The sequence below is a fragment of the Acidobacteriota bacterium genome (assembly GCA_021161905.1).
Taxonomy (GTDB): Bacteria; Acidobacteriota; B3-B38; order Guanabaribacteriales; family JAGGZT01; genus JAGGZT01.
Genome location: JAGGZT010000039.1, coordinates 86,424 through 99,681, shown reverse-complemented (window position 1 = coordinate 99,681; position 13,258 = coordinate 86,424). Strand labels below are relative to the sequence as shown.

The following is a 13,258-nucleotide window of genomic DNA, read 5'->3' as shown; positions in this document are numbered from 1 at the left end:
TACGCCAGATAGATATACCGTCAAATTTATCCTCAAAAAGCCCTTTTCTTCCTTCCTGATCAACATAGCAGGGGTGGGAATAGTTCCTGCTGGGGCGGGAAAGGATTTTTCCCACCATCCAATAGGAACCGGTCCCTTCAGACTTATGACCTATCGGGAGGATGAGGAGCTTGTCTTTTCTCGGTTTGATCACTACTTCGAAGGAAAACCCAAGCTCAAGCGGTTGGTGCTTAAGATAATTCCCGATGCCACCACCCGGATGCTCGCCCTCGAAAAAGGAGAGGTTGACCTGATAATAAACGCCCTTCCTCCGGATATGGTGATGGTTCTGGCAAAAAAGCGCGGGTTGAACCTCATTACTGCCCCTGGCTGTAATTACACCTATCTTGGGTTCAACTTCCGGGATAAGCTAATCAAGAGGAAGGCGATTAGAGAGGCGATAGCCTACGCAATCAATCGAGACGAGATAATAAAGACCCTGTTAGGAGGGTTGGCGGAGAAGGCAGATGGTATCCTCGCCAGGGGAAACTGGGCGTATGAGGGCGATGTAGCCCATTATCCCTATGACCCGGAGCGGGCGAAAAGGGTCCTCGATGAGGCGGGATTCCCGGATCCGGACGGGGAGGGACCGGCGCCGAGGATCACCTTAACCCTCAAGGTTTCGAATAACAAGCTCTCCCGGGACCTTGCCACCGTTTTTGCCAGTGAGCTTGCCCGGGTGGGGATAAGGCTCAACATTCGCTCCTATGAATGGCAGACCTTCTATTCCGACATAATAAAGGGCAACTTTCAGATATATCTCCTCCGCTTCATTGGGGCGACCGATCCCGATATATATCGCTACTGTTTCCACTCAGGAAGTGTTCCCCCAAACGGTGCCAACCGTGGGGCATACTCTAATCCAAGGCTCGATAAGTTGATCGAAAAAGCTATGATCACCCTGGATAAGAAGGAGAGGAAGAGGCTTTATTCTGAGATCCAGAAGATAGTGGCGGAGGACCTACCTTATGTCAGCCTATGGCATAATAAGAACTTTGCCCTTTTCCGAGATGGGATAACCAATCTCATCCTTTATCCCAATGCGAACTTCAAATACTTAAAGGATGTGGTGATAAAAAGGTAATTCTTCCCTCTCCTCCCTTCGATTCGTTTCCCTTGTCCCCTTTTTATGCTATAATTTAATTACGATGTTTTAGGAGAATTGGATAAGTGGCTTTGAATTTTATAAAGAGTGAGGCGAACAATGGGTATCAAAAAATCCGAGAAGATTTGGCACAACGGGAAGTTCATTGATTGGGATGATGCTAAGATCCATGTCCTTTCTCATGTGGTTCACTACGGCTCCTCGGTTTTTGAGGGGGAGCGGTGTTATGAGACGAAGAGAGGACCAGCGATCTTCAGGCTCGAGGACCATAGCAGACGGTTTTTCTTCTCCTGTCGGGTTTATCGAATGGACCTTCCCTTCTCAGTCGATGAGTTCAGCCAGGCGGTTATTGAGACGGTGCGGATCAATAATTTGAAGAGTTGTTATATCCGCCCGGTAGCCTTTCGGGGGTATGACTCTTTGGGATTAAACCCCTTCCCCTGCCCGGTCGAGGTATATATCGCCGCCTGGGAATGGGGTGCTTATTTAGGGGAAGAGGCGCTTCGGGAGGGGGTGGATGTTAAGGTCTCCTCCTGGAACAGAATGGCGCCCAATACCCTCCCTGCAATGGCAAAGGCGGGTGCGAACTATATGAACTCCCAGCTTATCAAAATGGAGGCGCTGATTGATGGGTATGCCGAGGGTATCGCCCTCGATAGCTCGGGCTATGTCAGTGAGGGAAGTGCGGAGAACCTCTTCTTGGTTAAGGATGGGAAGCTGTATACCCCGCCGGTTTATTCGAGTATCCTTGAGGGAATCACCAGAAATACCATTATCACCTTAGCCCGCGATCTGGGCTACGAGGTGGTGGAAGAAAGGATACCCCGGGAGATGCTCTACAACGCCGATGAGCTCTTCTTATGCGGCACGGCAGCGGAGATTACCCCGATTCGCTCAGTGGATAGGATCAAGATAGGGGCGGGGAAGAGAGGACCGATAACCGCCGAGCTTCAGAATGAGTTCTTCGGCATAGTAAGGGGGGAGAAGGAGGATAGATATAACTGGCTTACCTATATCTAAGGAGGGGAGAATGATATGAACCTACAGGAGTTGCTCACCAAGGCGGCGGAGAGGCAGGCTTCGGATATTCACCTCAAGGTGGGCAACTATCCCTATATCAGGGCTAATGGTCGTTTGATGCCCCTAATCGAATTCCATAGGCTCACCCAGGAGGATACCCTTCGTATTGCCTTCGAGATAATGAACGACAACCAGAAGCAGAAGTTCAAGCGAGACCTTGAGATAGACCTCGCTTATTCCGTTCCTGGCCTTGGTCGATTCAGGGTGAACATCTTCCAGCAGCGGGGGACGATAGGTCTGGTTCTCAGAGTTATCTCGTTTGAGGTTCTTTCGATCAGGGAGCTCAACCTTCCTCCGGTGCTGGAGCAGATAGCCCTGGAACCTCGGGGTATGGTGCTGGTTACCGGTACCACTGGTAGTGGTAAATCTACCACCTTGGCGGCGATGATTGACTACATCAACACCCATCGTACGGTTCACATCATCACTATCGAGGATCCTATCGAGTTCCTCCACCGGGACAAGAAGAGCATCATCAATCAGCGGGAGGTGGAGGTGGATACCAAAGGGTTCGCCGTTGCCCTCCGGAGCGCCCTTCGTCAAGACCCGGATGTCATCCTGGTGGGTGAGATGCGGGATTATGAGACGATCCAGACTGCCCTTACCGCTGCCGAGACAGGCCACTTGGTTCTTTCTACCCTTCACACGCTCGATGCCACCGAGACGATAAACCGGATCATCTCCGTCTTTCCCCCTTACCAGCAGAAGCAAGTAAGGCTTCAGCTCGCTTCGGTGCTTAAAGCGATAATCTCCCTTAGGTTGATGAACCGTGCTGATGGGAAAGGACGGGTGCCCGCGGTGGAGGTGATGCGAAGCACTGCCTTCATCCGGGACTGCATCATCAATAAGGAGAAGACCCATATGATCCGGGAGGCGATCGCTGCTGGCGTCTCTCAGTACGGAATGCAGACCTTCGATCAATCCCTGTTCAACCTCTATCAGCGGGGGCTTATCTCTTATGAGGAGGCGCTCAGGGGAGCGAGCAATCCTGACGAGTTCAAGCTTCGGGTTCAGGGCATTCAGTCCGCCTCCGATATGGCACGGGAGGAGATGGAGAAGATCCTCGATTTCGACGCCAACCGTCCGGAGGGAGATTCGCCCTTTATCCTTTCGAACGAACCGGATGATAGCAAATAGCTGAGTGGTGTTGGGAAAGGGGAAGCTCGATCCATACAGTTATGCTCTAAGGCTTCTTTCGTTGAAGCCTCGTACGGAAAAAGAACTGCGGGATTCCCTCAAAAAGAGGGGAGCTTCGGAGGAGAAGATAGAGGAGATCATAACACACCTGAGCGAATTGGGTTATATCGACGATAACCTCTATGCCGAGGTCTTCTCCCGTTTTGGAGCAAGGGAGCGAAAATGGGGGCGGTTTCGGCTCCTCCTCGAGATGAAGAAAAGGGGGATAGCAGAGGAGGTGGCGGAGAAAGCAGTCTCCCGTTATTTTTCGGAGGAGGAGAAGGAGGAAGATGTCTTGAAGCGGGCTCTTGAGAAGAGATTACGGGTGACAGGACCGCCTAAAGATATCGCTCAGTTCAAAAGGCTTTATGATTACCTGGCGAGAAAGGGGTTCCCTTCGAGCCTTATTCTCTCGGTACTCGCGCCTTTCAAGAAGAGGTTAAAAGAGGAATGAGAAAACTGAGTTCAGATGAGATAAGGAAGGAGTTTCTCGACTATTTTAGGAAAAGAGGGCATCGAGTGGTAGCGAGTTCACCGCTCGTCCCCAAGGACGATCCCACCCTTCTCTTCACCAACGCTGGGATGAACCAGTTCAAGAAGGTGTTCCTCGGGGTGGAAAAGAGGGATTACACTCGGGCTACCACCGTCCAGAAGTGCCTTCGCGCCGGTGGAAAGCATAATGATCTCGAGGTAGTAGGGCATACCGGGAGGCATCACACATTCTTTGAGATGCTGGGCAACTTCTCCTTCGGTGATTATTTCAAGGAGGAGGCGATAGTCTATGCCTGGGAGCTCATCACCGAGGGGTTCAAAATCCCTAAAGAGAGCCTCCTCATTACCGTGTTTGAGAAGGATGAGGAGAGCTATCGTATCTGGGCGGATAAGATAGGGGTTCCCGAGGAGAGGATCTACCGGATGGGGGAGAAGGACAACTTCTGGTCGATGGGCGATACCGGTCCCTGCGGACCCTGTACCGAGATCATCATCGACCGGGGAGAAGAAGCAGGATGTGGAAAGCCCGAGTGTGGCATAGACTGTGATTGCGACCGTTTTCTCGAGCTGTGGAACCTCGTCTTTATGGAGTATAACCGATCTGATGACGGGACCCTTTCCCCTCTTCCCGCCAAGTCGGTGGATACGGGGATGGGACTGGAGCGGCTTGCTTCGGTTCTTCAGAATGTGACCACCAACTTCGATACCGATCTCTTCCGCCCCCTGATCGAGCGGGTAGCGGAGTTGGCTCAGGTGGAGTATCGGGCTGAGCCTAAGCTCGATATCTCCTTAAGGGTGGTTGCCGATCATCTTCGGTCAATTACCTTCCTTGTCTCCGATGGGGTTCTTCCCTCGAATGAAGGGCGAGGTTATGTCTTGAGGAGGATAATCCGCCGTGCCATCCGTCATGGTAGGTTCCTTGGGATAGAAAAACCGTTTCTCTATCGGCTGATAGGAGAGGTGGTCAGTCTGATGAGGAACGCCTACCCCGAGCTCGCCCAGGGGGAGGAATTCATCTCCCGGGTGACCCTCGCCGAGGAGAAGCGATTTGGCTCCACCCTTAGTTATGGCATCAGGAAATTCGAGGAGATCGCCTCCGAGCTAATCTCCCGGGGAGAGAAGGTTTTGCCTGGGGAGCTCTCCTTCCGTCTCTACGATACCTATGGACTTCCTCTCGATTTCATAAAGGAGATGGCAGCGGAGAAGGGGCTTTCCGTAGATGAGGCTGGGTTCGAAGGCGAGATGAAAAAGCAACGGGAAAGAGCGCGCGCTTCCTGGCAGGGTGAGCGGGAGATGAAGGGGAAGGAGGTATATCTCTCGTTGAAGAAGAAGTTTGGGGAGAGCAAGTTCCTCGGATATGAGCGAACGAGATGTGAAGGAGCGAGGATAATCGCCATCATTAAGAAGAGAAAGGAAGTTCCTTCGCTTTCTTCAGGGGAGGAGGGGGAGATCTTCCTTGATGAGACACCGTTCTATGGAGAGTCCGGAGGTCAGGTGGGAGATAGAGGAAAGCTTTGGTCTCAGGATGGTGTTTCCGAAGTGGTGGATGCTGTTTATCCCGTTGATGGGCTTATCTCCCATTTGGTTAAGGTGAGTTCTGGAAAGCTCAGGGTTGGCTCGGTTGTAGAAGCGGTGGTCGATGAGGAAAGAAGAAGAAGGATCGCCCAGAATCACACGGCGACCCACCTCCTTCACGCTGCCCTCAGGATGAGGCTTGGTTCCCATGTGAAACAGGCGGGTTCCTTGGTGGCTCCGGATCGGTTGCGGTTCGACTTTACCCATTTCGCTCCTATATCTTCTGCTGAGCTTTTGAACATCGAGGGCTTGGTCAACCGGTTCATCCGAGAGGACATCCCTCTTGAGGTGGAGATCCTGCCCTATGACGAGGCAGTGAGGAAGGGGGCGATCGCCCTTTTCGAGGAGAAGTATGGAGAGCTGGTGAGGTTGGTTCGGGTGCCGGGGGTGAGCGCCGAGCTATGTGGGGGGACCCATCTTAAGAGGACCGGGGAGATAGGTTTCTTTATGATCGTAAGCGAGGAGAGCGTTGCCTCTGGTGTACGCCGTATCGAGGCGGTGACCGGGGAGGAGGCGGTGAGGAGAAGCGCTTCTTTCCGAGAACTGGTGAAGGAGATATCCGCTTTGGTCAAGGGAGAGCCTCGTGAGTTGGTCAGGCAGATAGAAAAGCTCATAGAGACGAACAAGAAATATCAGAAGGAGATAGAACGGCTGAAGCTTATGGCGGTAGGGAAAAGCACCGAGGTGGCTCCCCGGGAGGTGGCTGGGATCAAGGTGGTGGCGCAGTTTGTCCCTGAGCTTGAGGATTCGGCGATGAGGAATTACTCCGACACCCTGAGGAAGAGGATAAAGTCCGGGGTAGTGGTGCTGGGAAGCGGGCGGAATGGGAAAGCGATATTGCTGGTGGCGGTGACCCCGGATCTCTTAGGTAGGCTTCACGCCGGAGAGATAGTAAGGGAACTTGCTAAGATCGTCGATGGCAGGGGAGGAGGTAAAGCCGACCTCGCCCAGGCAGGGGGGAAGAAACCGGAGCTCATCTCCAAAGCGCTTGAGGAGAGCTATCGGATAATAGAGGAGAAGCTGAAAGAAAGCTCAGGAGGGAGGAAGTGAGGATAAGGAGCCTTATTACGGTATTTGTCCTTCTCCTTATCGCTCTTCCTTTGTTTTCACAGATATACTATTACCGAGATCGGTCAGGAAAACTCGTCTTCACCAACATCCCCCATCCCAAGGCGAAGCGGTATTTCTCCTACCGCTATTTTTCTGGCTTTGATCTTTCCACCTCTGCTCGAAAGCGGGCGTTTTTGAGGGAGTATGGTGGTTTTATCGAGCAGATCTCCCGAAAATATGGGGTTGATTCCAAACTTATCTATTCCATCATCGAGGTGGAATCGGATTATCATCCCTATGCTGTCTCGAGGAAGGGAGCGAAGGGATTGATGCAACTCCTTCCGGAGACGGCGAGGAGGCATGGTGCCTCCGATGTATTCAACCCCTACGAGAACATTGAAGCAGGGGTGAAGCACCTTCGTTATCTTTTGGATTATTACCACGATAATCTCACCCTTGCCCTTGCTGCCTATAATGCCGGGGTCAATGCGGTCAACCGGTATAAGGGGATACCCCCTTATCGAGAGACGAGGAGATATGTGAAGAAGGTGTATTCTCGGTACTTGGGTACCTCCTCCATACCCGAGGTTGATCTCGGTAGGAAAGGGAGAAGGGTTTCTTCTTCAAGAAGTGAAGGGCGGGTATACCGCTATTTAGATGATAAAGGGAGGATCTGTTTTACCAACCTCAAGCCGGTGGGAAGAAGAGCTAAGCGATGATAATGTTCAATCCTTCCCGATGGGGGCTATGAGCCGGGAGAAAAGGCTTCACGGGGGCTTATGCTGGGGGGTGGTCTTTCTCCTCCTTTTCTTTTTCTCCCTCTCCCTTTTCCCCTCCGATAAGGCAAGAGAGTTATACCGCTTGGCTGAGAGTCGCTATCAACGGTTAATGCGTTCTCCCACCAGGTTAAGCAAAAGGGGGGAGTGGCTCAAGGTAGTGAATTCTTATCGCGAGGTTGCTGTTCTTTACTCCGATCACAAAGTAGCTGATGATGCGGTATTCAAGATCGCCACCCTTTATCAGGGGATGTATGAAAAGTTCAAAGACTCCTCCTATCTCAACGAGGCGCTTATCAGTTATCGCTTTTTGGTAAAGAGATATCCTAAAAGCCCTTACTTGGAAAGCGCTCTTTTCACCATAGCCCAGATATACTTTTCTGAACTGAAGGATCCAGAACAGGCGCTTCGTTATTACCAGAGAGTGGTGGATGAGTTCCCCAGTGGGGAGAAAGCGAGGTATGCGAGGATCCGGATATCCTACCTCAAAAGGGTGCTTGCGAAGAGAAAGAGGAGTTCCACCGGACTTGTTTGGGTGAAGAATATCCGCCACTGGACGGGCGATGATTATACCCGGGTGGTAATCGATATTGCCGATGAGGTGAAGTACGAGTACCATCAGCTGAAGAACCCGGATCGGATCTACTTTGATCTTAAAAACGCCAAGCTGACTCCCAAGCTGGCGGGTAAGGTCTTTCCAATAAAGGGGGAGTTTCTCAATCGGGTGCGGGTAGCCCAGTATAGGTCTAATGTGGTCCGGGTGGTGCTCGATCTGGGGCGGGTGAAGGATTATACCGTGTTCAACCTTTACAACCCGAACCGGATCGTCATCGATGTCAAGGGGGAGAAAGGAGCGAGGTTTATTGGAAAGCCGGCTAAGACGACGAGGAAAGGTCATTACTCCTTAGCGCGTCAGCTTGGTCTTAGGGTAAGATGCATTGTCATCGACCCGGGGCATGGAGGAAGGGATCCGGGAGCGATAGGCAGAAGTGGGCTTACCGAAAAGTTCGTCACCCTTGATGTAGCGAAGAGACTCGCCTCACTCATCAGAAAAAATCTTGGCTGTAAAGTGATCCTCACCCGGAAGGATGACCGTTACCTCCCCTTAGAGGAGCGGACGGCGATAGCCAACTCCAAAGGGGCTGATCTTTTCCTCTCCATCCACACCAACGCCAATCGGAACAAACATACCTCGGGTATTGAGACCTACTTTCTCAACTTCGCCATCGATCCTCATGCCGAGGCTACCGCCGCCAGAGAGAACGCCATTTCGGAAAAGAATATGGCTCGCCTGCAAGATCTGGTGAAGAAGATCACCTTGAATACCAAGATAGATGAATCAAAGGACCTGGCGAAGAAGGTACAGCAGACTATGATCTCCTACCTCAGGAGGTACTATCGGGTAAACAACCTCGGGGTGAAACAGGCTCCTTTCTATGTGCTCATAGGAGCCAATATGCCCTCCATTCTCACCGAACTTGGTTTCATCTCCCACCCGAAAGAGGAAAGAAGGCTCCGCAATCCCGCTTATCGCCAGCGTCTGGCTTATGCCCTTTATCTCGGGATAAAACGGTATATCGAATCCCTTAATTAACCCCGGCTCGGGGGAAGGTGGATAGAACGCCCAAAGAGATCCATCGCTGCCTCCATTATCCCTTCGGAAAAGGTGGGATGGGTATGGATCGTCTCCTCGACCTCCTGGGCAGACACCCCAAGCCTTATCGCCAAAGTGAGTTCATGGATAAGTTCGGTTGCCCGGGCGCCGATGATATGGGCACCGATAAGCTTTCCCGATCCCTCTTCGGCGATCAATTTGATGAGACCGGATAATTCCCCCGATGCCTGAGCTCTGCCCAAAACGCGGAGGGGGAAACGTCCTACCTTTATATTGATCCCTTTTTCCCTTGCTTCATCCTCGGTAAGCCCTACCGAGGCGATCTCCGGCTCGGTGAATATCCCTGCGGGAACAGCGGTGTAGTCCATCTCTTTACTTCCACCTAAGGCGTTTTCCACTGCCACCAACCCCTCATGGGAGGCGACATGAGCGAGCATATGTCCGCCGATTACATCCCCTATGGCATAGATGCCAGGGATATTGGTCTCGAGCTTTGCATCCACCTTTATCTCTCCCTTCTTCCCCAAGACGATCCCAACATCCTCGAGTCCGATACCCTCGGTATTCAGCTTCCTCCCTACCGAGACGAGGATGAGCTCCGCTTCTATCTTCTCTCCGGAATCGAGCTCTGCCTCCACCCCAGTTTCTCCCTTTCTCGTTGTCACTACCTTTCTTCCTGTGTGGAGCTTGATCTTTTTCTTCTTGAATTCCCGTTCGAGGATGCTTGAGATCTCAGCGTCCTCCATCGGTACCGGACGCTCCATTATCTCCACCATCACTACCTCCACCCCGAGGGCGGAAAACATCATTCCAAATTCGGAACCTATCGCCCCGGCGCCGATTATTAGGATCTTTCCGGGAAGCTTGGTAAGAGAGAGGGCGTCCTCGCCGGAGATGATCCTCTCTCCATCGAGAGGTATTCCGGGAAGGTCAGCCGGCTTTGAGCCGGTGGCGATAACCGTCCTCTTCGCCTCTACTATCTCCTCCTCTCCCCCATCATTTAGGATTATCCTCACCTTTCCTTCAGGGAGGAGGCTACCTTTGCCCTCGATGAGGGTTACCTCATTTGCCTTAAGGAGAGCCTTAACCCCCTTTACCAAGGTGGAGACGACATTCTCCTTCCGGGCGACCATCGCTTTGAAGTCTGGTTTTGCCCCTTCTTTAGCGATAATGCCTAATCTCTTTGCCTCGCTAATCGTCCGAAAGGCGTTGGCGCTCGATATAAGTGTTTTGGTGGGAATACAGCCTTGGTTCAGACAGACGCCGCCTACTTTATCTCTCTCGATGAGGAGAACCTTCGCCCCCAATTGAGCCCCTCTTATGGCGGCTACATAGCCACCTGGTCCTGCTCCGATGATGACGAGATCGTATCTCTCCATTTCCGCCTCCTTTCTTTTAGATTATATCATTCAAATTTGTAAGATTCCTTTCATTCTGTCGGTTTCTTTTTGGGGTATTATAGAAATGATATGGATAAGCTTTCTTCCAATGGTGAAGCCTATTTTCCTAATTGACAGCTAGGAGCGAAGGGGGCTAAAGTTATAGAGTAATAGTATTAACAAATAATTTGCTGAAAGGGGTGATAGCGGAAGGAATCAGCAGTCCTTAAATTAACTCAAAATCTGAGGAGGGGGAATGATGTTTTCTAAGCATTTGAGAAGGCTGTTACTATTACTTCCATTTATCGCTTTCCTTGCTCTCCCCGTTTTTTCCCAGGAGCGGGTTCCCACCCCTAAGGAGATATTGGGTTTTGAGGTAGGTGCTGACTACCACTTGGCTACCTATGAACAGGCGATCGAGTATTTCAAGGCCTTGGATAAGGCTTCGGACAAGTTCAAGTTGTTTACTATGGGGAAGACATCTCTGGGGAAGACGATGTACTATGCGGTTATAACCTCACCGGAAAATATGGCTAATTTGGAGAAGTATCGGGAGATAGCAGCCAAGCTCGCCCGGGTTGAGGTATCTGATGATGAGGCGAAGAGGCTTGCCAAAGAGGGAAAGGCGGTTGTCTATATCGACGGTGGTCTCCATGCCACCGAGTGTGCTCCGGCACAGCAACTGATAAAGCTCGCCTATGACTTGGTTACCGGAACCGACGAGCGGACCACCCGGATATTGAACAATGTCATCACCATATTGGTATTCGCTAATCCCGATGGGATGGATATCGTGGCTGATTGGTACAAGAGAAATCTGGGCACCCCATATGAAGTAAGTCCTCTTCCCTGGCTTTACCATGTATATGTGGGGCATGACAACAACCGGGACTACTTTATGGCTAATATGACGGAGACGCAGAATATCCTCAAGCTGGTTCACCGTAAATGGTTCCCTCAGGTTCTCTACAATCACCACCAGACCGCTCCGTTTCCCGCGAGGATATGGATTCCCCCAGATGCGGAGCCGACCAATCCCAACATCCATCCCTTGGTGATAAGGGAGAGGACCCTGATCGGCGCGGTGATGGGGGAGACCTTTGATAAAGAGGGAAAGGAAGGCGCCATATCTCGGATCCATTTCGATACCTGGTATCCTGGATACGAGACTCAAGGGGTGGATACTCATAATGTCGTCTCCATTCTCACCGAGACCGCCCTCTACCGCTATGCCACCCCTCACTTCTACACCGTGAGAGATTTCCCCGCGAATTACCGAGATTTCACTATCTCCGTATTCTACCCCACTCCTTGGAAGGGTGGTTGGTGGCGACTTCGGGATGCAGTTGATTATTGCGAGACCGCTTCCCTCGCCGTTCTCGATGCTGCTGCCCGGTTCAAGGATGAGTTCCTGCTAAACCGTTATAAGATGGGGAAGAGTGTAATAGAGCGGTTTACTAAAGAAGCGCCCTATGCCTACATCATCCCTGAGAAGCAGTGGGACAAGGGACCGATGAATCTTCTTCTCAAACGGCTTTCTGAGGTCCATGCGATAAAGATCTGGCGGGCGAAGAAGAGTTTCACCTGTGATGGAGTGACTTATCCCGCTGGCACCTATGTCATTCTGATGAACCAGCCTTTTGCGCTATTTGTGAAGACCGTGTTCGAGAAACAGAAGTATCCCGACCTCCGAAAGTATCCCACTTTATGGCAGGCAATAGTGAGACCTCAGAGTTTCCCTGGTGCTCCCCTTCCCTCCTATGATGTTACTGGGTGGACCCTGCCTCTTCAGATGGGGGTAAAGGTGATTCCCGCCAATACCCCGATAAAGGCTGAGCTCGAACTGGTGGAAAAGATCCCACCTCTAAAAAGCAAGATAGAGGGATCTCCAGGGTATGGTTACATCGTGAGCCATCGGAGCAACAATGCCTTTATCCTAATTAACCGGGTGTTCAAGGCAGGAGGAACGGTATATTGGGCGAAGAAGAGTTTCTCCATTGGAGGAAGACGGTTTGATGCTGGGGCTATCATTATCCCCTCTGCCAAGATATCTCGAGGTCGGATGAGGAAGCTCTCTTCTGGCCTTGGGCTTGAGATAGTGGGGGTAAAATCGAAGCCGAAGGTTCCAATGATGAGGCTCAGAAAACTGCGCCTCGCCCTTTATCAGCCCTGGACGGGCAATATAGATGAAGGGTGGACCCGGTGGTTGCTTGAGCAGTTTGAGTTCCCCTACACCACTATCCACAATGCTGAAGTAAAGGCGGATCATCTGAAGGAGAGGTTTGATGTGATAATCCTTCCCGCTACCTGGCGTGGCGCTCGGGAGATAGTGGAAGGATACCCCAAGGGTACGATGCCTCCAGCCTATGTTGGCGGTATCGGAGAGGAAGGAGTGGCGAATTTGAAGAAGTTTGTAAAGAGTGGTGGAACCCTTATTACCCTTCAATCTTCCTCTCTCCTTCCCATCAAGATGTTCGGGATCCCGGTACGGGATGTAATAGGTGGTCTTCCCCGAGGCAAGTTCTATTGCGGTGGCTCTCTCCTCAGGGTGGTCTATGATCAGAACCACCCCATAGCCTATGGAATGCCCAGAGAGACAGCAGCGATGTTTGTGCATGATCCTGCTTTTGCTCTCGTCCCCGTGTTTGCCAAGGAGAGGGCGCCCAAGGTGGTAGCCAAGTATCCTGGAGGAAAACTCCTTCTCAGCGGTTTTATCCACGGGGAAAGCTATCTCCGGAACAAGGCAGGAGTGGTGGATGTCCCCCTTGGCAAGGGAAGGGTTATCCTTCTTGGCTTTGGGGTCAAGGAGAGGTGTCAACCACACGCCACCTTTAAGCTCCTGTTTAACTCCATTTACTATGGAACGGTGAAGGGAAAGTAGAGTTATATAAGCAGTTTGCCATTAGGGGGGTAATTCCCCCCTTTTTTTATTTCCAGTTTTTGCCCACCTTTTCCCTTGAAGGGGGGAAAA

Annotated in this window: 9 protein-coding genes; 8 read left to right on the top strand and 1 reads right to left on the bottom strand. The window is 51.5% G+C overall.

Annotated features, from left to right (window positions below; genetic code table 11):
• The 7 genes from J7L64_05605 to J7L64_05575 all read left to right on the top strand — a co-directional run.
• The coding region (locus J7L64_05605) for an ABC transporter substrate-binding protein (protein MCD6451818.1) at positions 1-1,123 on the top strand (1,123 nt) is incomplete at its 5' end.
• A 120-nt stretch (positions 1,124-1,243) separates the two neighbouring features.
• Entirely contained in the window at positions 1,244-2,164 is a 921-nt protein-coding gene (locus J7L64_05600; protein MCD6451817.1) for a branched-chain amino acid transaminase, read from the top strand.
• Between the two features lie 15 nt (positions 2,165-2,179).
• Positions 2,180-3,361 carry a type IV pilus twitching motility protein PilT gene (locus J7L64_05595; protein ID MCD6451816.1) on the top strand — a complete coding sequence of 394 codons (1,182 nt, stop codon included), beginning with the start codon at positions 2,180-2,182 and terminating at the stop codon, positions 3,359-3,361.
• A gap of 4 nt (positions 3,362-3,365) precedes the next feature.
• The gene (locus J7L64_05590) at positions 3,366-3,854 is read left to right on the top strand and encodes a regulatory protein RecX (GenBank protein MCD6451815.1); all 489 of its coding nucleotides are present in this window, start codon (positions 3,366-3,368) and stop codon (positions 3,852-3,854) included.
• Positions 3,851-6,517: an alanine--tRNA ligase gene (alaS, locus tag J7L64_05585; protein ID MCD6451814.1), complete on the top strand. Its 2,667-nt coding sequence runs from the start codon at positions 3,851-3,853 to the stop codon at positions 6,515-6,517. Before J7L64_05590 ends, alaS begins: the two co-directional genes overlap by 4 nt.
• Positions 6,514-7,236: a transglycosylase SLT domain-containing protein gene (locus tag J7L64_05580; protein ID MCD6451813.1), complete on the top strand. Its 723-nt coding sequence runs from the start codon at positions 6,514-6,516 to the stop codon at positions 7,234-7,236. The genes alaS and J7L64_05580 overlap by 4 nt, the downstream gene beginning before the upstream one ends.
• Positions 7,237-7,264: 28 nt before the next feature.
• Positions 7,265-8,887 (top strand): N-acetylmuramoyl-L-alanine amidase, encoded by a 1,623-nt coding sequence (locus J7L64_05575; protein MCD6451812.1) that lies wholly within the window; start codon positions 7,265-7,267, stop codon positions 8,885-8,887.
• Here J7L64_05575 and lpdA read toward each other — a convergent pair.
• The gene (gene lpdA, locus J7L64_05570) at positions 8,884-10,287 is read right to left on the bottom strand and encodes a dihydrolipoyl dehydrogenase (GenBank protein MCD6451811.1); all 1,404 of its coding nucleotides are present in this window, start codon (positions 10,285-10,287) and stop codon (positions 8,884-8,886) included. The genes J7L64_05575 and lpdA overlap by 4 nt on opposite strands.
• 256 nt (positions 10,288-10,543) lie before the next feature.
• On the opposite strand from lpdA, the gene J7L64_05565 reads away from it, so the two are divergent.
• Positions 10,544-13,168 (top strand): hypothetical protein, encoded by a 2,625-nt coding sequence (locus tag J7L64_05565; GenBank protein ID MCD6451810.1) that lies wholly within the window; start codon positions 10,544-10,546, stop codon positions 13,166-13,168.
• The last annotated feature ends 90 nt before the right edge of the window (positions 13,169-13,258 follow it).